This window comes from Gilvibacter sp. (assembly GCF_965601605.1).
Lineage (GTDB): Bacteria > Bacteroidota > Bacteroidia > Flavobacteriales > Flavobacteriaceae > Gilvibacter.
In genome coordinates this window covers 35,106-55,042 of record NZ_CBFCWJ010000041.1, presented here as the reverse complement: position 1 = coordinate 55,042, position 19,937 = coordinate 35,106, and the positions used below count along the sequence as shown (strand labels likewise).

Below are 19,937 nucleotides of genomic sequence, written 5' to 3'. Positions count from 1 at the left end.
AGTGAATTTCGAATATTTTATAGCCCGCCGCATTGCGCGTTCCAAGGATCATAAAAGTAGCGTATCGGGTCCAATTATAAAAATAGCCATAGCCGCAATTGCCATTGGCACCATAGTGATGCTTATTGCTATTGCTACGGGTATTGGCCTTCAACGCAAGATCAAGGAAAAGGTCTCTGCCTTTCACGGGGATATCATCATCTCCAATTATGATACCAACTTTTCTTTTGACTCTCAGATTCCCATAAGCATTAATCAAGAGTTCTATCCGGAGTTCAATTTAGTTTCGGGCATTAAGGATATTCAGGTCACGGCTTTAAAAGGAGGAGTGATCCGTACGGAAGAAACCTTTGAAGGCATTGTGGTCAAAGGGGTAGATGCCGATTACGACTTCTCACATTTTGAGGAGTACCTCAAAGAAGGTCGTCTACCAGATTACAGCGGTAATTTAAATGCAGAAATTCTCATTTCAGAATACCTGGCCAATCGATTGGATCTCAAAGTTGGAGATAAAGTGGCGACCTATTTTGTCAATAACGACAGCGAGCGCCCTACTAGAACTCGTGGCTTTGATCTGGTTGGTATTTACAACAGCGGCTTTCAGGAATTTGATGAGCAATTCTTAGTAGCGGATATTCGCCACATTCAACGCTTGAACAAATGGGAGCCGGATCAGATCGGAAGCTTTGAAGTCTTTGTGGAAGATTTTGACAAGCTTTCTGAAACCAGCGCAGCGGTTTATGAAAATATTGATTCTGAACTCAACGCCATCAGCATTAGAGAAAAATACTTCTCCATTTTTGAATGGCTGGACCTTTTTGATTTTAATATTTACCTCATTATTGGAATCATGATCGTGATTGCTGGGATCAACATGATCACCGCTTTGTGGGTGCTTATTTTAGAACGCACCCAAATGATAGGAACCTTGAAAGCCTTGGGCAGTTCTGACTGGAGCATCCAAAAGGTTTTCTTGTACAATGCGGGATACATTATTCTTCTCGGTTTGTTTTGGGGGAATTTGATCGGTTTGGGACTCATAGCCATTCAATGGCAATTTGGTGTTTTTGAATACCCGGACCCAGAGATCTACTACATGAAAGAAGCGCCTGTTTATCTCAATGCATTTTACATTTTAGCGCTCAATGCCGGAACACTAGCGCTGTGTTTGCTAATGCTTTGGGGAGCTTCTTATACCGTAACCAGAATTGCGCCTATCAAGGCCATCCGCTTTCAATAATCCATTTGGAATTAACAAGGCCTTAGGGATTTAAAATCTGAGGGGTTTTGTACCTTTGCACTGTCTTAAACACACAGATGGAATACGCAGAAAATATATTGGGAACCATAGGGAATACACCTTTGGTAAAGATCAATCACCTGGCCAAAGAACTGCCTTGTTTGGTACTGGCGAAGTATGAAACTTTCAATCCTGGAAATTCAGTGAAAGACCGAATGGCTCTTAAGATGGTAGAAGATGCTGAGGCCGACGGACGCCTGCAACCAGGAGGAACTATCATTGAGGGAACTTCTGGGAATACGGGAATGGGCTTGGCACTTGCAGCCGTGGTAAAAGGTTACAAAAGCATTTTTGTCACTACTGATAAGCAGTCTAAAGAAAAAGTAGACGTGCTTAAAGCTATGGGGGCAGAAGTGATTGTTTGTCCTACGGATGTGGCTCCTGATGATCCTCGATCTTACTATTCTGTTTCTAAGCGTTTGGGAGAGGAAACCCCGAACAGCTGGTATGTGAATCAATACGACAATCCGAGCAACGCGGTGGCGCATTATGAAAGCACCGGTCCTGAGATCTGGAAGCAAACCGACGGTAAGGTCACACATTTTGTAGTAGGTGTTGGTACTGGCGGAACCATTTCTGGAGTTGGGAAATATTTAAAAGAACAAAATCCGAATGTAAAAGTTTGGGGAATCGATACCTACGGAAGTGTATTTAAGAAATACCACGAGACCGGAATCTTTGATGAGAAAGAGATCTATCCTTACGTCACAGAAGGAATCGGTGAAGACATCTTGCCAGAGAATGTAAATTTCGATGTTATTGATGGCTTTACTAAGGTCACTGATAAAGACGCAGCCGTTTACACCCAACTCTTGGCCAAGATAGAAGGGATGTTCTTAGGGAACTCTGCGGGTGCTGCCATGAAAGGACTGTTACAGCTCAAGGATGAATTTAATGAAGACGATGTGGTGGTGGTTCTGTTCCACGACCACGGCAGCCGTTATGTGGGCAAAATGTTCAATGACGATTGGATGCGAAAAATGGGCTATATCGAATAAGTCCACGACTGAAAAAATACAAACCCTCGACCTAAAAATCGGGGGTTTTCTTATCTTGCATTAAGGCAGAAAGCTATGAAATGGGTTTATGATTTAAGACACTATTTTGAGCGACGCGGATTCTACGTTTCTTCGCGTTTGGCGGAGCGTTTAGGGATGCGTGCTAAGAGTGTCCGACTGTTTTTTATCTATGTGAGTTTTGCAACCCTCGGTGCGGGTTTTGCTATTTATCTCACCCTGGCTTTCTGGCTTAAATTAAAAGACTTAATTTACACCAAGAGAAGTTCTGTTTTTGATTTATAGCAGGCTTTGATCGTATCAGATTTAAATCAGTAAATGCCCAGAGTTACTTTATTCAGAAGGTACTTTAGATCCAAAATGGCCGTTGCCTTGGTCCTTTTGCTGGCTGTGTTTATGACTGGAGTTCTCGGCTTTAAGTTTTATGCAGATTACAGCTGGATCGATGCGGTCTACATGACCATCATCACCATTACTACGGTTGGTTTTCAGGAGGTTCAACCCCTTGGGCCAAGTGAAAAGATATTCACTTCAATATTGATCCTATCCAGTATCTTTATTGTTGGATATGCCATCACGGTCATCTCTGAATACCTCTTGGGCAAGAGCAATATTGGTAACATTAGACAGAAAAGAGTGAAAAAGCAGATCGAATCATTGAACAGACACGTCATTGTCTGCGGTTACGGAAGAAACGGAAGACAGGCCGTGCAAAAGCTTAAGGCGTATAACAGACCATTTGTGGTTGTTGAGATCGATGAGGAGATTGTGGCACGAGCACTTTTAGACGATGATATTTTGATTATCAATGGCAATGCCGATGAAGATGAGGTTTTGTATCAAGCCGGAATTGAGCGCGCCGCAACAGTGATTTGTGCCTTGCCGAGTGATGCCGACAATTTGTTCATTGTACTTTCTGCCAGACAGATCAATCCCAAACTACGCATAATAAGCCGTGCTACGGAAGAGACCAGTTATCAAAAACTCAAATTAGCGGGTGCGGATAATGTGATCATGCCCGATAAGATCGGTGGCGATCATATGGCCTCACTAGTAGTAGTTCCTGACTTGGTTGAATTTCTAGACAACCTAACCGTTTCTGGTGAAGAGGACAGCATCAATGTAGAGCAAGTTTCCTTTGAAAATATTTGCCCCGATGGCAAAGAAATGGCCATTCGCGATCTGGATCTGCGCAAGCGAACGGGCTGTTCCATTATCGGATACAAATCCCCTAATGGTGAGTACATTGTGAATCCAGAACCGGAAATGGTCCTCCAGAAACAATCCAAACTTATCCTCATTGGCAGACCGCCTCAAATCGAGCGTTTAAAGGAGGTTTACAAGGTTTAAGCCCAGACTTTTTAACGGCTAAAAATTTGAATTCGCTATTTTTTTTAGCATCTTGTGAGCTGGAAAAATCGCAAACTAAAACAATTCTTATGTACAAAAAAGTACTTCTGTTAGCATTAGCAGTATTATCACCCTTATTTTCTTTTGCTCAAGACGCTCAAGAAGCTGGTCTAGATGAAAAGATCAACGACGCGGTAATGCCTGCCGCGGTTTGGTGGGAAAACCTAGTTCTTACTACGGTCCCCGTGGGCGAATTCAATATACCTGTAGTGGTGATTCTATTGGTTATAGGAGCTACTTTCTTTACTATTTATTTTAAAGTACCGAGCATCAGAAGATTTCCTTTGGCGATCAATACGGTGCGTGGAAAATATGACGACATTGAAGGCGCAGAAGGTCACGGTGTTGAAAAATCTGACGTAAACATCGTAGATGGCGATTTGCCAGATACCATTCGTGACGAGAGTGAGGAAGGGGAAGTATCTCACTTCCAAGCTTTGGCAACTGCAGTTTCTGGAACCGTTGGTTTAGGAAACATTGCCGGGGTTGCTGTAGCTATCGCTTTGGGTGGTCCTGGAGCTACCTTTTGGATGATCGTTTGTGGTCTTATTGGAATGGCTACTAAGTTTGTCGAATGTACTTTGGGTGTTAAATATCGTGATGTGGGTCCTGATGGAACCGTTTACGGTGGACCTATGTACTATTTATCTAAGGGGCTAAAAGAGCGCAATATGGCTGGGCTAGGAAAAGTATTGGCTGTTGTGTTTGCAGTGCTTTGTGTGGGAGCTTCTTTTGGTGGAGGTAACGCCTTCCAATCCAACCAAGCTACAGTTCAATTGCTTTCACTGATCCAGATTGAGGGTGGAGCTACCAAAACTATCATCGGTATTATCCTAGCTGTTTTAGTAGGTATTGTAATTATTGGTGGAATTAAGCGTATTGCTAAGATTACTGAGAAGATCGTTCCATTTATGGCAGGTATCTATGTGTTGGCTGCCTTAGTGATCATCTTTGCTAACTTCTCTTACATCGATGACGCATTCGGACTGATCTTTAAAGGAGCCTTTACGCCTATGGCAGGACTTGGAGGTTTCCTTGGAGTACTGATCGTCGGATTCCAGCGCGCTGCTTTCTCTAACGAGGCTGGTGCAGGATCTGCAGCTATTGCGCACTCCGCAGTAAAAACAAAATATCCAGCCAGTGAAGGTGTTGTTGCCTTGTTGGAGCCATTCATTGATACTGTAGTGATCTGTACAATGACTGCCTTGGTGATCATCTTCTTCAATATTGACGGAACCAACTTGCAAAGTGTGTTTGAATACGGAGCTGTAGAAGGATCCAACGTGATCCTCAACGGAACCGGAGAGCAACTCGGTGGAGTAGATTTGACCTCTCGAGCATTTGATTCGGTGATCCCCGGATTCTCATATGTGTTGACCATTGCGATTGTACTGTTCGCATTCTCAACAATGATCTCTTGGTCTTACTACGGATTACAATCTTGGAAATATTTGTTCGGTAAAGGAAAAGCTGCCGATCTTACTTATAAAATCATGTTCCTATTGTTCGTGATCATTGGAGCGGCTGCTACTTTGGATGCGGTGATCAAATTCTCCGACGCGATGATTCTCGCTTTGGTATTCCCGAACATGATCGGACTGTTCTTCTTGTTCCCTAAAGTACGAGATGAAATGAAGAAATACCTGGACGCTATTAAAGGATTAAAGTCTTCTAACTAGACGACCAGACTAACTTTTTTACTAATACCCCTATGCAAAACTATATGACATGGGGGTATTTTTTTTGGCCAAAAGGCTGCTACTATTTTACGCGAAGGATCACCTAAGCATTTTTCTATTTTTAAGTTCGATTTTGGGCATTATTGCATTGAGTCTCTTCCGGAGTCCAAAGTATAATACCACGGCAGAAGCAGTGCTTGAGACACGCGCAACAGAATTGGCGCTTATCGATTCCTTGAGAGCCGTTGCGGCTCAACCCAAACGTTACCGTTTTAATCCTAATTTTTTAAGTTCGTACAATGCATACCTCTGGGGTTTAAGCGACTCTTCTTTAACGGCCTTGGAACAATTTAGAGCGAAGAATCTCTGGTTGCGTTCTGCAGCCGACTTTCAAAGAGTTACTGGAGTTTCTGATTCTCTTTTAGAGGCAATGGCACCTTACTTTAAGTTTCCTGCTTGGACGCAGCAAGCAAAGAAAGTTTCCAGTTTTAATAAAAACATAGTCAAAAAAGATCTCAATAAAGCCAGTGCCGCAGCGCTTGATTCTGTTTATGGAATTGGCCCGGTCTTAGCTGGGCGAATACTGGGTTTCAAAGAGCGTTATGGAAATTTTGGCGATAGCTTGCAGCTGCGATTGATCTACGGCTTAAAACCCAAAACTCGAGCTGAACTTTTAAAGCACTTTTATATTGAGGAATCCGTTGTTGAGCCGCAGTTGAACTTTAATGAAGTTGCTGCATCAGACTTGGCTACATTACCAGGGATCAACTTTGAAATGGCAAAAGAGCTGGTGATTTTCAGAAGGTTACGTGGAAGGGTCTCTGAGCCTACAGAATTGCTCAAGTTGGATGGGGTCACTGCGGATTGGTTAGCGGGAATTGCCGTATATTTGCAATTCAATTAAGCACCCGATTTGGTCTTTTTTTAATAGCGAACTCAAACGTTTGAGTTCTGGAAAAACGAAAGCATAATACAATCCATGAGTACAACTTATTTTACCGAAGAACACGATCTTTTTAGAGCCAGTCTCCGCGATTTCTTGCAAAAGGAAGTTGCGCCTCATATTGAAGCCTGGGAGGCTAGTGGAACTATTGACCGATCCATTTGGGGTAAAATGGGGGAGATGGGCTTTTTTGGGATTGCCTATCCAGAAGCTTATGGAGGTATGGGCTTGGACTTTTTCTACACCGTGATCTTCCTAGAAGAACTGCAACGTGTGCAGTCTGGTGGTTTTGCAGCCGCCATGTGGGCACATGCTTATTTGGCTATGACGCACCTCAATGCAGAAGGAAACGAAGAACAAAAGCAGCACTACCTCGCCAAGAGTATCACGGGTGAAATGATAGGTTGTTTATGCGTGACCGAACCTTTTGGAGGATCTGATGTTTCTGGAATGCGTTCTACGGCCGTAAAGCAAGGTGATCATTACATCTTAAACGGGTCCAAGACATTTATCACCAATGGTGTCTACAGCGACTATTTGATTGTTGCAGCCAAAACGGATCCGTCTTTAGGTAATAAAGGGATCAGCATGTTTATTGTTGATCGTGATTGGGATGGAGTAGCGGCCACCAAGTTAGACAAACTGGGTTGGCGTGCCAGTGATACCGGTGAGATCTCTTTTACCGATGTGAAAATTCCTGCTACACATCTTTTGGCAGAAGAAAACAAAGGTTTTCAATACATCATGCAGCACTTTGCCAGCGAGCGGTTGATCATGGGAATCAACGCCCACGCACGCTCAGAATGGGCTATTGAATACACCATTCAATACATGAAAGACCGCAAGGCCTTTGGTAAGTCAATCTCCGAATTTCAAGCCTTGCGCCACAAAATTGCACAACTGGCCTCTGAGGTGGAAGTGTGTAAAACCTTCAACTACGCCATTGCCAAACGTTTGGGTGATGGAGAATACGTGGTAAAAGAAGCTAGTATGTCTAAGTTGATCTCTACCAAGATCGCCGATGAAGTAGCTTATGACTGTTTACAGATGTTAGGCGGATACGGTTATATGGAAGAATATCCAATGGCACGTTTGTTGCGTGACAGCAGACTGGGCCCTATTGGTGGCGGTACTTCAGAGATATTACGTGAGATCATCGCAAAAATGGTCATTGACGGTAAGCAGTACAAACCGGCTACATAATTCGCCGATTTATGTAACTTTGAGCTACAATAGGTCTCCCTTAGAATAAATTGGAGATTTAAACCTACATGCATGCAGCTCAATCTATTTAAAAAATTACTTTTTGCAGGCGTCTTCTTGGCCTGTGGATTCACTTACGCGCAACAAGAGAAAGTTCTCAATGGAAAGATCGTGGATTTTGCCACCTTCATGCCTATTGAGAGTGCCAGTGTTTATGTTCAGGATTCCTATATCGGAACCGTGAGTAATAGCGATGGTAAATTTTCTTTGGTAGTCCCGCCTAAGCACGTTAATGATACTTTGGTGATCTCTTCCATCGGATTCAAGAGTTTTAAAACGGCCATCGCAGACTTTGATCCGGCAGAAGACATCTTTTTAGAAGAAGACATTGCCTCATTAGATGAAGTAGTTGTCGTGGCAGACCCAAGACCCACTACTGGGAACGATATTGTGATCCGTGCCTTGGAGCGTTTGCCTCGTAATTTACCAGACAGCTCATACATTCAAAAAGGATTCTTAAGACATAAAGAACGCAATCAGATCGAATATAAATGGCTTATTGAAAGTGCCATCAGCCTTTATGACTCCACATATGTGGCAGGCGGTTCGGAATACCTCAAAGTCAATGTCGATGAAAACCGAAAGAGCTATGACCTGCGAGACGTAGATAGTTTGTTTACGTACTACTCCTATCTGCGTGATGAAAAAGGGATGCGCATTAAAGCCGATAACTTAAGACGAGACACCATTAAAACGGCTTCATTGGTAGAAGCTATTAAGTGGAATGACAACCGCGTGAACGGTTTGGGCAACCTCTTTAACGGAAAGCTCAATATGGTGCGCAACGCTGGAGACCGTTTTGCGATCTTGGGCGACAAGATGTTGGATCGTCATCAGTTTACTTTGGATACTGTCTTGGTAGACGATGGGCGGAAGGTCTATAAAATCAGAATTGAGAAGGGTGCGGATTACGTCGGACTCAATACTCCTGGGATCTACAATGAAGGCTTTGAGCCCAAGGGATGGATCTATATAGACTGGAAAACCTATGCCATAAAACGTATTGAATACGAACTGATCGCTGCCTCTGATGCTCAGCGAAGACGTTCCAAAAGTTTGTTCGGCACCACCCTCAATCACAAACTGGTGATCACTTACAAAGAGTTTGAGGACAAGTGGTATCCCAACTATATTTATTACGAAACACCCAAACTGGTCAATATTGGGAATCGTTCCTCAGATCAACAAGAGAAGACTGCTGAACAGATCAAAAAGGAGCGGGAAGAGCAGTTCTATTATACGGTTCAAGAAATTGTCTTTACGGAGATTATACGTGATGACATGGTTATCGACCAAGCGCTCAGTAAAGAGTGGTCCGATGATATCTTCATCCCGAGACCCTATAACCAAGCCTTTTGGAAGACTTACAATGTACTTTTAGAAAGTGAGGAGGAGGAAAAACTCATTCGCGATCTCAGTACGCGAGCATCGCTATTCAAGGAATAATTTTAGAAAGAAGTTGCAGATATAAAAATTAACTTTCTATCTTTGCATCCGCAAAAGAGAGGAGGTGATGACACTATGTTAATTATACCAGTTAAAGACGGAGAAAATATTGATAGAGCGCTAAAGCGTTTCAAGCGTAAGTTTGACAGAACAGGAACTATGCGTGCACTACGTTCACGTCAGCAGTTTACAAAACCTTCTGTAAAGCGCAGAGCGCAAATCCAAAAAGCGCAATACATCCAACATCTTAGAGATCAGGAAGAGATCTAGATCGTTAGGATCACCACATAAACAATCCGCTGGAAAGTGTACCTTTACATTGATCAGCGGATTTTTTTATGGCCCTTACCGAATTCATCGCCTACCTCAGTCTGGAGAAGAAATACTCCCAGCATACCCTTACCGCTTATACAAGAGATTTAGAGGCCTTCGCCATTTTCTTGGATGCGGAGTATGGTCAGCAAGATTTTGCAACAGTACATTATCCGCAAATCAGAAGTTGGATCGTCTCATTAGTTGATTCCGGCATATCTAATAGATCTGTAAATCGGAAGGTCGCTTCATTAAAAGCTTACTACAAGTTCCTTTTAAAAACGGGTACTATATCTGTGAGTCCATTGGCGCAGCATAAGGCCCTAAAAACTCCTAAGAAATTGCAGGTGCCATTTTCGCAAGCAGAGATTGCAGCCACCATTGAAGCGCTAAATAGCCAAGACGGTTTTGAAAGTGTGCGAGACAAGTTGATTGTGAGCCTATTTTACGCCACGGGAATGCGTCGCAGTGAGCTCATTAATCTCAAGGTCTCTGATATCGATTTTGGACAAGCAGCGGTCAAAGTATTGGGAAAGCGCAACAAGGAGCGCATTGTGCCGCTTTTGCCTGGGGTGCTCAATGATCTGAAGTCTTATTTGGATGGTGAGCGCGCTGAGGTTGTAAATCAGCCAGATACACCTTGGCTGTTTCTTACCGCTAAGGGTGCTAAATTATACGAAACGCTTGTTTACCGAATTATAAATTCGTATTTTAGTATGACGTCCTCCAAGGTAAAGAAGAGTCCACATATATTGCGGCATTCCTTTGCAACTCACTTATTGAACGAAGGTGCAGACCTCAATGCTGTTAAAGAACTGCTCGGACATGCCAGTTTGGCTTCCACCCAAGTCTACACACACAACAGTGTGGCAGAATTAAAGAAAATCCACAGCAAGGCGCATCCGCGGAATAAATCTTAGAGGACAAATCTTTGTCTAACTTAAATTACCCGTGTATGAAAGTTAATGTGCAAACTCCAAACTTTGACGCAGACATCAAGCTTATTGAATTCATCAAAAAGCGTTTGTCAAAACTCGAAACTTTTTACGACAAGATCATCTTTGCAGATGTGTTTTTGAAAGTGCAAAACACTAGTCAGAAGGAGAATAAGATCGTTGAGGTCTTGCTCAGTATCCCTGGTGATGATGTCATTGTAAAAAAGGAGTGTAGGAAATTTGAAGAAGGTATTGACGAATGTGCAAATTCTTTAGAGCGCCAGCTCAAAAAGCGAAAGCAAAAACAACGTGCCCATCTTTAGGGTAAATTTTCTCAAAAAGTTTTTTTCAAAAGAAAATTATTATACATTTGCAGTCCGTTAGAAATAGCGGACTTTTTTTTGATCAAAAAGGAAGTATAAAAGCGCCGATGTAGCTCAGCTGGCTAGAGCAGCTGATTTGTAATCAGCAGGTCGTGGGTTCGAGTCCCTCCATCGGCTCTTATGTTCTTTAAAATCGATGTTTTAGAGCTATCGGGGAGATACTCAAGCGGCCAACGAGGACAGACTGTAAATCTGTTGGTTTTTACCTTCGCAGGTTCGAATCCTGCTCTCCCCACTTTATTTTTTGAAAGTCGGCGTCAAAAGCTCGCTTTTGTAAGCCGACGAAAAAAAAATAAAGATGGTTCACCACCGAGGATCAGCGAGCGAGAGCGAGCTAATCCGAATGGTGAAACATGAAAGTGTTTCAATAGGATATCAGTGAACGAGAGTGAGCTAATCCGAATGGTGAAACAAAAAAGTGTTTCAGAAGGATAATGCGAGGCGACGGCCAAGTAATCTTTAAGGAAAACACAGCGCAAAATAAAGTCGCAATGAAAACTCATTTTGCTTGTTTTATTTCTAGTAAAATTTCATTAATTTTGCAGCACTAAAATTTCGACGTACTGAAAACCAATCTTGCATAGCAAGAAAAAACGCGGGAGTAGCTCAGTTGGTAGAGCGTCAGCCTTCCAAGCTGAATGTCGCCGGTTCGAACCCGGTCTCCCGCTCAAAAGTCAAGCCGAAATCGCATCTTCATTAGAGGGTGCGATTTTTGCTGTACTTATCGGTCAGTAAAATGATGGATAAGGCAGGCGGGGCTAGACGGCCCAACCCGCATAAGCCGATGTAGCTCAGGGGTAGAGCGTTTCCTTGGTAAGGAAGAGGTCACGGGTTCAATTCCCGTCATTGGCTCTAAGTAGTTTGAAAGAACTGCTTCTTTGGATTAGTCAACAGGATACACTGTGTATCGGAAGGTCTTAATTCAACAGTAAACAAGAATTTGAACACTAATATAATTAAGATTAAAAATTAATAAACATGGCAAAGGAAACTTTTGATCGTTCCAAACCGCACTTGAACATCGGTACTATTGGACACGTTGATCACGGGAAAACTACCCTTACTGCCGCTATTACAACTGTACTAGCCAACGCAGGATTGTCTGAGTTGCGTTCTTTCGACTCTATCGATAACGCTCCAGAAGAAAAAGAAAGAGGTATTACTATTAACACCTCTCACGTAGAGTATCAGACGGCTAACCGTCACTACGCACACGTTGACTGTCCAGGTCACGCCGACTACGTTAAGAACATGGTAACTGGTGCTGCACAAATGGACGGTGCTATCCTTGTAGTAGCTGCTACAGATGGTCCAATGCCACAAACACGTGAGCACATCCTTCTAGGACGTCAGGTAGGTATTCCACGTATCGTTGTATTCATGAACAAAGTGGATATGGTAGACGATGAGGAACTACTTGAACTAGTAGAGATGGAAATCCGTGACCTATTGAGCTTCTACGAGTATGACGGAGACAATGGTCCTGTTATCGCTGGATCTGCTCTTGGTGCACTTAACGGTGAGCAAAAGTGGGTTGACACTGTAATGGAGCTTATGGAAGCTGTAGACAACTGGATTGAGCTACCTAAGCGTGACGTAGATAAAGACTTCTTGATGCCAATCGAGGATGTATTCTCTATTACTGGTCGTGGTACTGTTGCTACGGGTCGTATCGAGACTGGAGTTGCCAACACTGGTGACGCTGTAGACATCATCGGAATGGGAGCTGAGAAATTGACTTCTACTATTACTGGTGTTGAGATGTTCCGTAAGATCCTAGATCGCGGTGAAGCTGGTGATAACGTTGGTATCCTTCTACGTGGTATTGAAAAGACTGAGATCAAAAGAGGTATGGTAATCTGTAAGCCAGGTTCTGTAACTCCTCACGCTAAATTCAAAGCCGAGGTTTATATCCTTAAGAAAGAAGAAGGTGGACGTCACACTCCATTCCACAACAACTACCGTCCTCAGTTCTACGTACGTACAACTGACGTAACTGGAAACATTGTACTTCCTGATGGTGTTGAGATGGTAATGCCGGGTGATAACCTTACCATTACTGTTGACTTGATTCAACCTATCGCACTTAACGTTGGATTGCGTTTCGCTATCCGTGAAGGTGGTAGAACTGTTGGAGCTGGTCAGGTTACTGAAATCATCGACTAAGTACACAGTAGATAAACATAAATAAGTCAAAGGTGTCCCGTTTTCGCGGTACACCTTGACTTTTATCTACGGGTTTAGCTCAGTTGGTAGAGCACTGGTCTCCAAAACCAGGTGTCGGGAGTTCGAGTCTCTCAACCCGTGCAAAACACAAGAACAATGATAGAATATATTAAAGAGTCGTATAACGAGCTAAGAAATCACGTCACTTGGACACCTTTATCTGAGGCTCAACGACTTACTGTTATTGTTGCAGTTTTTTCTGTTGTATTGGCATTGGCCACTTGGGGAGTAGACACAGTCTTCTCTGGAGTGATCGAGCAGTACTTTAAACTAATCAAGGGATAAACGCTGCAGAATGACGGAGACAAAAAATACTAAGAAGTGGTATGTTGTTCGTTCGGTTAGCGGACAAGAGAACAAGATCAAGAACTACATCGAAAGTGAAGTGGTGCGCTTGAATCTGCAAGATTATATCGAGCAAGTTCTGGTTCCAACCGAAAAGGTTATTCAGATCCGCAACGGAAAAAAGATAAGTAAAGAGCGTGTGTACTTTCCAGGATATATCATTATCAATGCGAATATCACAGGAGAGATTCCACACATCATTAAATCCATAAACGGTGTTATTGGTTTCTTAGGAGAGACCAAAGGGGGAGACCCAGTGCCGTTAAGACAGTCTGAAGTGAACAGAATGTTAGGTAAGGTAGACGAATTGGCTATCGAAGATGAAAACCTAAACATTCCTTATGTAGTAGGAGAGACTGTAAAAGTGATCGATGGTCCTTTCAACGGATTCAACGGAACCGTAGAGAAGATCAACGAAGAAAAACGCAAGCTAGAAGTAATGGTGAAGATCTTCGGTCGTAAGACTCCACTTGAGCTCAGCTATATGCAAGTAGAAAAAATTTAGTAAAAAACTGTTACGCGAATAAAGTGATTCTTCCGGAGCTTCCAACTGTGAAGAATCGACCTAAAATGTAAACAATGGCAAAAGAAGTAGATAAAGTCGTAAAGTTACAGGTTCGAGGTGGAGCGGCTAACCCGTCACCGCCAGTAGGACCCGCTTTAGGTGCCGCAGGTGTTAACATCATGGAGTTCTGCAAGCAATTCAACGGTAGAACTCAAGATAAGCAAGGTAAAGTATTGCCTGTTGTGATTACGGTTTATAAGGACAAATCTTTCGAGTTTGTAATTAAGACCCCTCCAGCAGCTGTACAGATCCTTGAGGCAGCCAAAGTCAAAAAAGGCTCTGGTGAACCACACGTGCGTAAAGTAGCCACAATTTCCTGGGATCAGGTGAAAACTATTGCAGAAGATAAAATGCCGGATTTGAACGCATTTACAATCGAGTCTGCCATGAAAATGGTAGCTGGTACTGCACGATCTATGGGAGTTAAAATTAAAGGGACAGCCCCTTTTTAATGATTTAAAGAAAACAGATCATGGCAAAAATGACCAAAAAGCAAAAGGAAGCTCGCGCGAAGGTAGACGTTAATAAGGACTACAGTTTGACCGAAGCTTCTGCTTTAATAAAAGAGATCACCAACGTGAACTTTGACGCCTCTGTAGATCTTGCAGTTCGTTTGAATGTTGACCCTCGTAAAGCTAACCAAATGGTTCGCGGGGTTGTAACACTTCCACACGGTACTGGTAAAGATGTAAAAGTATTGGCCTTGGTTACTCCAGATAAGGAGGCCGAAGCTACTGCTGCAGGAGCTGATTTCGTTGGTTTAGACGAATACCTCGATAAGATTAAAGGAGGATGGACGGATGTTGACGTAATTGTTACCATGCCAAGCGTAATGGGTAAGTTAGGACCACTAGGACGTATTCTAGGACCTCGTGGACTTATGCCAAACCCTAAGACTGGTACAGTAACAATGGACGTTGCTAAAGCGGTGCAAGATGTGAAAGGTGGTAAGATCGACTTTAAAGTTGAGAAGACCGGTATCGTTCACGCTGCGATTGGAAAGTCGTCTTTCGACGCTGAAAAGATCGCTGGAAACGCCCGCGAATTAATAACCACTTTAGTAAAGTTAAAGCCTCAAGCGGCCAAAGGTGTATATATCAAGAGTATTTACATGTCCAGTACTATGAGTCCTGGAGTAAGTATCGACACCAAGAGATTTGCTGAGTAGTAAAACCCAAAGACAATGACAAGAGAAGAAAAATCACAAGTTATTCAGGATTTGACTGCACAGCTAGCTGAGAACTCCGTAGTATATCTAGCGGATATCTCAGGCTTGGACGCAGGAACTACAACCAACTTGAGACGCGCTTGTTTTAAAGCGGGAGTTAAGTTGTCTGTAGTAAAGAACACTTTGCTTGAGAAAGCAATGGAGAGTAGTGACAAGGACTTCGGAGAATTATCTGGTGTTCTTAAAGGCAACACTTCATTGATGTTCTCTGAGACTGGAAACGCTCCAGCTAAAGTGATCAAGGAGTTCCGTAAGAAAGCGGACCGTCCAATCCTTAAAGGTGCTTTCATCGAAGAAGCAGTTTTCATTGGCGACGACCAATTGGATGCTCTCGTTGAGATCAAATCTAAAGAGGAGCTTATTGGCGATATCATCGGATTGTTGCAATCGCCTGCTAAGAACGTTATCTCTGCTCTTAAATCGAGTGGTGGAACGATTGCAGGAATTGTTAAGACACTTTCTGAGCGCGAAGGATAAGCACAACAAGAAAAATCAAACACTTAGAATACAATTTTATTAAAACGATAGAAAATGGCAGATTTAAAAGAATTCGCAGAACAATTAGTTAACCTTACTGTAAAAGAGGTAAACGAGTTAGCTGACATCCTTAAAGAAGAGTACGGTATCGAGCCTGCTGCTGCAGCTGTAGCTGTTGCTGCTGGTGGTGGTGCTGCTGGTGGAGACGCCGCTGAGGAAAAGTCAGAATTCGACGTAATCCTTAAAGCCGCTGGAGGTTCTAAACTAGCTGTAGTAAAACTAGTTAAAGAATTGACAGGTGCTGGTCTTAAAGACGCTAAGGAACTAGTTGATAACGCTCCTTCACCAATCAAAGAAGGTGTAGCTAAAGATGAAGCTGAAGCACTAAAAGCTCAGTTAGAAGAAGCTGGCGCTGAGGTTGAGCTTAAGTAAGCTCCCGGCAGTTAGCCAACCCTAAGGTTTAGGCCTTCCCGAATACCGGGATGGGCCTAAACCATTTTGCGTATATAAAGGTTTGATTTTAAAACCTTTGCGCACCCTAGTTTTTTGTTAATTAAATTCCGTTCGTAGATGTCCGCAACGAAAACTGAAAGATTGAATTTCTCTTCTGTGCAAAACAAGCCGGATTATCCAGACTTCCTGGACATTCAGGTAAAATCCTTCCAAGATTTTTTCCAGTTAGAGACCAAATCAGAAGAACGAGGAGACGAAGGTTTGTACAACACCTTCATGGAAAACTTTCCAATTACAGATACCCGCAATCAATTTGTACTGGAATTTTTAGATTATTTCGTTGATCCGCCACGCTACTCGATTTTAGAGTGTATTGAGCGCGGATTGACCTACAGCGTTCCGTTAAAGGCCCGCTTAAAATTATACTGTACCGATCCAGAGCACGAAGATTTTGAAACCATCGTGCAGGACGTATACCTGGGAACTATCCCGTATATGACACCTTCTGGAACTTTTTGTATCAACGGTGCTGAACGTGTAGTTGTTTCTCAGCTACACCGTTCACCAGGGGTGTTCTTTGGACAGTCCTTCCACGCCAATGGTACCAAATTGTACTCGGCACGTGTGATCCCATTCAAAGGATCATGGATTGAATTTGCGACCGATATCAACAGCGTAATGTACGCTTATATCGATCGTAAAAAGAAATTACCAGTAACTACGCTTTTCCGCGCCATCGGTTTTGAGCGCGATAAAGATATCCTAGAGATCTTTGACCTTGCAGAAGAGGTGAAGGCCACTAAAACAGGACTTAAGAAATATATGGATCGCAAGTTGGCGGCTCGTGTACTTAAGACCTGGCACGAAGATTTCGTAGATGAAGATACTGGAGAGGTTGTATCTATCGAGAGAAACGAGATCGTTTTGGATCGTGATACCATCCTTGAAAAAGAACATATTGACGTAATTCTTGAGTCCGGAAGTAAGACCATCTTGCTTCACAAAGAAGATAATCAGCAGGCGGACTACGCGATTATCCACAACACTTTACAAAAGGACCCTACCAACTCTGAAAAAGAAGCGGTAGAGCACATTTACCGTCAATTGCGTAACGCTGAACCGCCCGATGAAGAGACCGCTCGCGGAATCATCAACAAGTTGTTCTTCTCAGATCAACGATACAACTTGGGTGAGGTAGGACGTTACAGAATGAACAAAAAACTTGGTCTTGATATTGAAATGGATAAGCAAGTTCTTACCAAACAAGATATCATTACCATCATCAAGTATTTGATTGAATTGATCAACTCTAAAGCTGAGATTGATGATATCGATCACTTGTCTAACCGTCGTGTACGTACCGTAGGAGAGCAGCTTTCTTCACAGTTTGGAGTAGGTTTAGCGCGTATGGCCCGTACTATTCGTGAGCGTATGAACGTTCGTGACAACGAGGTATTTACACCGATTGACTTGATCAACGCGAAGACCCTATCTTCTGTGATCAACTCCTTCTTTGGAACCAACCAGTTGTCTCAGTTCATGGACCAGACCAACCCACTTGCAGAGATTACGCACAAGCGTCGTCTATCTGCACTAGGGCCTGGAGGTCTATCACGTGAGCGCGCCGGATTTGAGGTTCGAGACGTACACTACACCCACTACGGGCGTCTGTGTCCTATTGAAACTCCTGAAGGTCCAAACATTGGACTGATCTCTTCTCTTTCTGTGTATGCCAAGGTGAATAACCTCGGATTCATTGAAACTCCTTACCGCAAGGTGGAGAACGGTAAAGTTGACTTGAAGACAGAGCCGATCTACTTATCTGCAGAAGAGGAAGAAGAGAAACTAATTGCTCAGGCAAACATTCCGCTTAAAAAAGACGGAACTATTGAAAACGATCGTGTAATTGCTCGTATGGAAGGTGACTTCCCAGTAGTAGATCCTAAGGAGGTACACTACACGGATGTAGCGCCAAACCAGATCTCTTCGATCTCGGCTTCGCTTATTCCTTTCTTGGAGCACGATGATGCGAACCGTGCCTTGATGGGATCAAACATGATGCGTCAGGCGGTACCGCTTCTTATTGCAGATTCTCCAATTGTGGGAACTGGATTGGAGCGTCAAGTAGCGTCGGATTCACGAGTGTTGATCAACGCAGAAGGTGACGGAGTAGTTGAATACGTGGACTCTCGCGAGATCACGATCAAGTACGATCGTAATGATACCGAGCGTTTGGTAAGTTTTGATGGAGACTCTAAGACTTATCAATTGATCAAATTCCGCAAGACCAACCAGAGTACTTCGATCAACTTGAAGCCTATCGTTCGCAAAGGTGACCGTGTGGCTAAGGGCCAGGTACTGTGTCAAGGTTATGCAACAGAAGACGGAGAATTGGCACTAGGACGTAACATGAAAGTGGCCTTTATGCCATGGAAGGGTTACAACTTTGAGGATGCGATTGTGATCTCAGAAAAAGTGGTGCGTGAAGATATCTTTACGTCTATCCACATTGATGAGTACTCACTAGAAGTTCGCGATACCAAATTAGGTAACGAGGAATTGACTAGTGATATCCCTAACGTATCTGAAGAGGCTACTAAAGACTTGGACGAGCACGGTATGATCCGCGTTGGTGCCGAGGTGAAGCCTGGTGATATCCTTATCGGAAAGATCACTCCTAAAGGAGAGAGCGATCCGACTCCGGAAGAAAAACTACTACGCGCCATCTTTGGTGACAAAGCAGGTGATGTAAAAGATGCTTCTTTGAAAGCTTCTCCTTCACTGAGCGGGGTAGTAATTGACAAAAAACTATTTGCACGCGCTATTAAAGACAAGCGCAAACGTGCTAAAGATAAAGAAGACATCAACGAGCTTGAATTGAAGTACGAGACTAAGTTCTCTGCTTTGAAAGACGTGCTTGTTGAGAAGCTCTTTGAGATCGTGGGTGGTAAAACTGCTCAAGGTGTAATGAATGACTTGGGTGAAGAGATCTTCCCTAAAGGAAAGAAATACACCCTTAAAATGCTTAACGCTGTAGACGATTATACGCACCTTACACAAGGAACGTGGACTACAGATAAGGACACCAACAAATTGGTTGCCGAGTTGTTGCACAACTACAAGATCAAAGAGAATGACCTACAGGGTAACCTAAGACGTGAGAAATTTACCATCTCTGTTGGAGATGAGCTTCCTTCTGGAATCTTGAAACTGGCTAAAGTTTACATCGCTAAGAAACGTAAGCTTAAGGTAGGTGATAAGATGGCAGGACGTCACGGTAACAAAGGTATTGTTGCACGTATTGTACGTGAAGAGGATATGCCATTCCTTGAAGACGGTACTCCTGTAGATATCGTACTAAACCCACTTGGGGTACCATCTCGTATGAACATCGGACAGATCTACGAAACGGTACTAGGATGGGCTGGTCAGAAATTGGGTCGCAAGTTTGCTACTCCGATCTTTGACGGTGCTACTCTAGACCAGATCAACGAATTGACTGATGAGGCAGGTATTCCACGATTCGGACACACTTATCTATATGATGGTGGAACCGGAGAGCGTTTTGATCAGCCGGCAACAGTTGGTGTGATCTACATGCTTAAGTTGGGTCACATGGTCGATGACAAGATGCACGCCCGTTCTATTGGACCTTACTCGCTCATTACGCAGCAGCCACTTGGTGGTAAGGCACAATTTGGTGGTCAGCGTTTTGGAGAAATGGAGGTTTGGGCGCTCGAAGCATACGGAGCATCCAGCACCTTGCGCGAAATTCTAACGGTTAAATCCGATGACGTTATTGGACGTGCCAAGACTTATGAAGCTATCGTGAAAGGCGAAAGCATGCCAGAACCTGGTCTGCCGGAGTCATTCAACGTATTGATGCACGAATTGAAAGGTCTTGGATTGGATATCCGTTTAGAAGAGTAATTGCCCTTTTGGGGATAAGATAAAGT

19 protein-coding genes and 5 tRNA genes are annotated in these 19,937 nt (G+C 43.3%); all 24 read left to right on the top strand.

Translation table 11 applies throughout. From position 1 onward, the window contains the following. Window position 1: 1 nt before the first annotated feature. The 24 genes from ACSLP7_RS11930 (at window position 2) to rpoB (ending at window position 19,911) form a co-directional block, all read left to right on the top strand. Entirely contained in the window at window positions 2-1,240 is a 1,239-nt protein-coding gene (locus ACSLP7_RS11930; RefSeq protein ID WP_435579505.1) for an ABC transporter permease, read from the top strand. A gap of 77 nt (window positions 1,241-1,317) precedes the next feature. Further along, the gene (locus tag ACSLP7_RS11925; protein WP_435579504.1) at window positions 1,318-2,298 is read left to right on the top strand and encodes a PLP-dependent cysteine synthase family protein; all 981 of its coding nucleotides are present in this window, start codon (window positions 1,318-1,320) and stop codon (window positions 2,296-2,298) included. 75 nt (window positions 2,299-2,373) lie between these two features. Next, the gene (locus ACSLP7_RS11920; RefSeq protein WP_435579503.1) at window positions 2,374-2,601 is read left to right on the top strand and encodes a PspC domain-containing protein; all 228 of its coding nucleotides are present in this window, start codon (window positions 2,374-2,376) and stop codon (window positions 2,599-2,601) included. A gap of 33 nt (window positions 2,602-2,634) precedes the next feature. Continuing rightward, on the top strand, window positions 2,635-3,666 hold the full coding sequence (locus ACSLP7_RS11915; protein WP_435579502.1) for a potassium channel family protein: 1,032 nt from the start codon (window positions 2,635-2,637) through the stop codon (window positions 3,664-3,666). Between the two features lie 89 nt (window positions 3,667-3,755). Next, entirely contained in the window at window positions 3,756-5,405 is a 1,650-nt protein-coding gene (locus ACSLP7_RS11910; RefSeq protein ID WP_435579501.1) for an alanine/glycine:cation symporter family protein, read from the top strand. A gap of 49 nt (window positions 5,406-5,454) precedes the next feature. Beyond that, window positions 5,455-6,309 carry a helix-hairpin-helix domain-containing protein gene (locus tag ACSLP7_RS11905; protein WP_435579500.1) on the top strand — a complete coding sequence of 285 codons (855 nt, stop codon included), beginning with the start codon at window positions 5,455-5,457 and terminating at the stop codon, window positions 6,307-6,309. A gap of 75 nt (window positions 6,310-6,384) precedes the next feature. Continuing rightward, a complete protein-coding gene (locus ACSLP7_RS11900; RefSeq protein ID WP_435579499.1) occupies window positions 6,385-7,551 on the top strand; it encodes an acyl-CoA dehydrogenase family protein in 1,167 nt (388 codons plus the stop codon). Between the two features lie 72 nt (window positions 7,552-7,623). Then, on the top strand, window positions 7,624-9,057 hold the full coding sequence (locus tag ACSLP7_RS11895) for a carboxypeptidase-like regulatory domain-containing protein (protein WP_435579498.1): 1,434 nt from the start codon (window positions 7,624-7,626) through the stop codon (window positions 9,055-9,057). 75 nt (window positions 9,058-9,132) lie between these two features. Then, window positions 9,133-9,327 (top strand): 30S ribosomal protein S21, encoded by a 195-nt coding sequence (gene rpsU / locus ACSLP7_RS11890; protein WP_087523086.1) that lies wholly within the window; start codon window positions 9,133-9,135, stop codon window positions 9,325-9,327. A 68-nt stretch (window positions 9,328-9,395) separates the two neighbouring features. Next, on the top strand, window positions 9,396-10,289 hold the full coding sequence (locus tag ACSLP7_RS11885; RefSeq protein ID WP_435579497.1) for a tyrosine-type recombinase/integrase: 894 nt from the start codon (window positions 9,396-9,398) through the stop codon (window positions 10,287-10,289). A 35-nt stretch (window positions 10,290-10,324) separates the two neighbouring features. After that, window positions 10,325-10,627 carry a ribosome hibernation-promoting factor, HPF/YfiA family gene (gene hpf, locus ACSLP7_RS11880; protein ID WP_291184306.1) on the top strand — a complete coding sequence of 101 codons (303 nt, stop codon included), beginning with the start codon at window positions 10,325-10,327 and terminating at the stop codon, window positions 10,625-10,627. Window positions 10,628-10,730: 103 nt separating this feature from the next. After that, window positions 10,731-10,804 (top strand) — tRNA-Thr (locus ACSLP7_RS11875). 35 nt (window positions 10,805-10,839) lie between these two features. After that, window positions 10,840-10,922: transfer RNA gene (locus tag ACSLP7_RS11870), tRNA-Tyr, on the top strand. A 360-nt stretch (window positions 10,923-11,282) separates the two neighbouring features. Then, window positions 11,283-11,355: transfer RNA gene (locus tag ACSLP7_RS11865), tRNA-Gly, on the top strand. 112 nt (window positions 11,356-11,467) lie between these two features. After that, window positions 11,468-11,539: transfer RNA gene (locus tag ACSLP7_RS11860), tRNA-Thr, on the top strand. 126 nt (window positions 11,540-11,665) lie between these two features. Further along, window positions 11,666-12,853, top strand: a complete 1,188-nt coding sequence (tuf, locus tag ACSLP7_RS11855; RefSeq protein ID WP_291184309.1) for an elongation factor Tu — start codon at window positions 11,666-11,668, stop codon at window positions 12,851-12,853. Window positions 12,854-12,921: 68 nt separating this feature from the next. After that, a tRNA-Trp gene (locus tag ACSLP7_RS11850) sits at window positions 12,922-12,994 on the top strand. 15 nt (window positions 12,995-13,009) lie between these two features. Further along, on the top strand, window positions 13,010-13,198 hold the full coding sequence (gene secE / locus ACSLP7_RS11845; RefSeq protein ID WP_087523082.1) for a preprotein translocase subunit SecE: 189 nt from the start codon (window positions 13,010-13,012) through the stop codon (window positions 13,196-13,198). A gap of 10 nt (window positions 13,199-13,208) precedes the next feature. Next, a complete protein-coding gene (nusG, locus tag ACSLP7_RS11840; RefSeq protein WP_291184313.1) occupies window positions 13,209-13,763 on the top strand; it encodes a transcription termination/antitermination protein NusG in 555 nt (184 codons plus the stop codon). A gap of 74 nt (window positions 13,764-13,837) precedes the next feature. After that, on the top strand, window positions 13,838-14,275 hold the full coding sequence (gene rplK, locus ACSLP7_RS11835) for a 50S ribosomal protein L11 (RefSeq protein WP_087523080.1): 438 nt from the start codon (window positions 13,838-13,840) through the stop codon (window positions 14,273-14,275). Between the two features lie 20 nt (window positions 14,276-14,295). Beyond that, window positions 14,296-14,991, top strand: coding sequence for a 50S ribosomal protein L1 (rplA, locus tag ACSLP7_RS11830; RefSeq protein ID WP_435579496.1), 696 nt, complete (start codon window positions 14,296-14,298; stop codon window positions 14,989-14,991). A 15-nt stretch (window positions 14,992-15,006) separates the two neighbouring features. Beyond that, window positions 15,007-15,528, top strand: a complete 522-nt coding sequence (gene rplJ, locus ACSLP7_RS11825; protein WP_291184321.1) for a 50S ribosomal protein L10 — start codon at window positions 15,007-15,009, stop codon at window positions 15,526-15,528. A gap of 54 nt (window positions 15,529-15,582) precedes the next feature. Further along, the gene (gene rplL / locus ACSLP7_RS11820; protein ID WP_087523077.1) at window positions 15,583-15,960 is read left to right on the top strand and encodes a 50S ribosomal protein L7/L12; all 378 of its coding nucleotides are present in this window, start codon (window positions 15,583-15,585) and stop codon (window positions 15,958-15,960) included. A gap of 138 nt (window positions 15,961-16,098) precedes the next feature. Further along, entirely contained in the window at window positions 16,099-19,911 is a 3,813-nt protein-coding gene (gene rpoB, locus ACSLP7_RS11815) for a DNA-directed RNA polymerase subunit beta (RefSeq protein WP_435579495.1), read from the top strand. The last annotated feature ends 26 nt before the right edge of the window (window positions 19,912-19,937 follow it).

Excerpts from the sequence above, each read along its gene's own strand:
- ACSLP7_RS11885 (WP_435579497.1), top strand. The coding sequence starts at position 9,396 with ATGGCCCTTACCGAATTCATCGCCTACCTCAGTCTGGAGAAGAAATAC.
- rplK (WP_087523080.1), top strand. The coding sequence starts at position 13,838 with ATGGCAAAAGAAGTAGATAAAGTCGTAAAGTTACAGGTTCGAGGTGGA.
- rpoB (WP_435579495.1), top strand. The coding sequence starts at position 16,099 with ATGTCCGCAACGAAAACTGAAAGATTGAATTTCTCTTCTGTGCAAAAC.
- ACSLP7_RS11920 (WP_435579503.1), top strand. The coding sequence starts at position 2,374 with ATGAAATGGGTTTATGATTTAAGACACTATTTTGAGCGACGCGGATTC.
- rplJ (WP_291184321.1), top strand. The coding sequence starts at position 15,007 with ATGACAAGAGAAGAAAAATCACAAGTTATTCAGGATTTGACTGCACAG.
- ACSLP7_RS11900 (WP_435579499.1), top strand. The coding sequence starts at position 6,385 with ATGAGTACAACTTATTTTACCGAAGAACACGATCTTTTTAGAGCCAGT.
- tuf (WP_291184309.1), top strand. The coding sequence starts at position 11,666 with ATGGCAAAGGAAACTTTTGATCGTTCCAAACCGCACTTGAACATCGGT.
- rpsU (WP_087523086.1), top strand. The coding sequence starts at position 9,133 with ATGTTAATTATACCAGTTAAAGACGGAGAAAATATTGATAGAGCGCTA.
- nusG (WP_291184313.1), top strand. The coding sequence starts at position 13,209 with ATGACGGAGACAAAAAATACTAAGAAGTGGTATGTTGTTCGTTCGGTT.
- ACSLP7_RS11895 (WP_435579498.1), top strand. The coding sequence starts at position 7,624 with ATGCAGCTCAATCTATTTAAAAAATTACTTTTTGCAGGCGTCTTCTTG.
- ACSLP7_RS11915 (WP_435579502.1), top strand. The coding sequence starts at position 2,635 with ATGCCCAGAGTTACTTTATTCAGAAGGTACTTTAGATCCAAAATGGCC.
- secE (WP_087523082.1), top strand. The coding sequence starts at position 13,010 with ATGATAGAATATATTAAAGAGTCGTATAACGAGCTAAGAAATCACGTC.
- rplA (WP_435579496.1), top strand. The coding sequence starts at position 14,296 with ATGGCAAAAATGACCAAAAAGCAAAAGGAAGCTCGCGCGAAGGTAGAC.
- ACSLP7_RS11925 (WP_435579504.1), top strand. The coding sequence starts at position 1,318 with ATGGAATACGCAGAAAATATATTGGGAACCATAGGGAATACACCTTTG.
- ACSLP7_RS11905 (WP_435579500.1), top strand. The coding sequence starts at position 5,455 with ATGGGGGTATTTTTTTTGGCCAAAAGGCTGCTACTATTTTACGCGAAG.
- hpf (WP_291184306.1), top strand. The coding sequence starts at position 10,325 with ATGAAAGTTAATGTGCAAACTCCAAACTTTGACGCAGACATCAAGCTT.
- rplL (WP_087523077.1), top strand. The coding sequence starts at position 15,583 with ATGGCAGATTTAAAAGAATTCGCAGAACAATTAGTTAACCTTACTGTA.
- ACSLP7_RS11910 (WP_435579501.1), top strand. The coding sequence starts at position 3,756 with ATGTACAAAAAAGTACTTCTGTTAGCATTAGCAGTATTATCACCCTTA.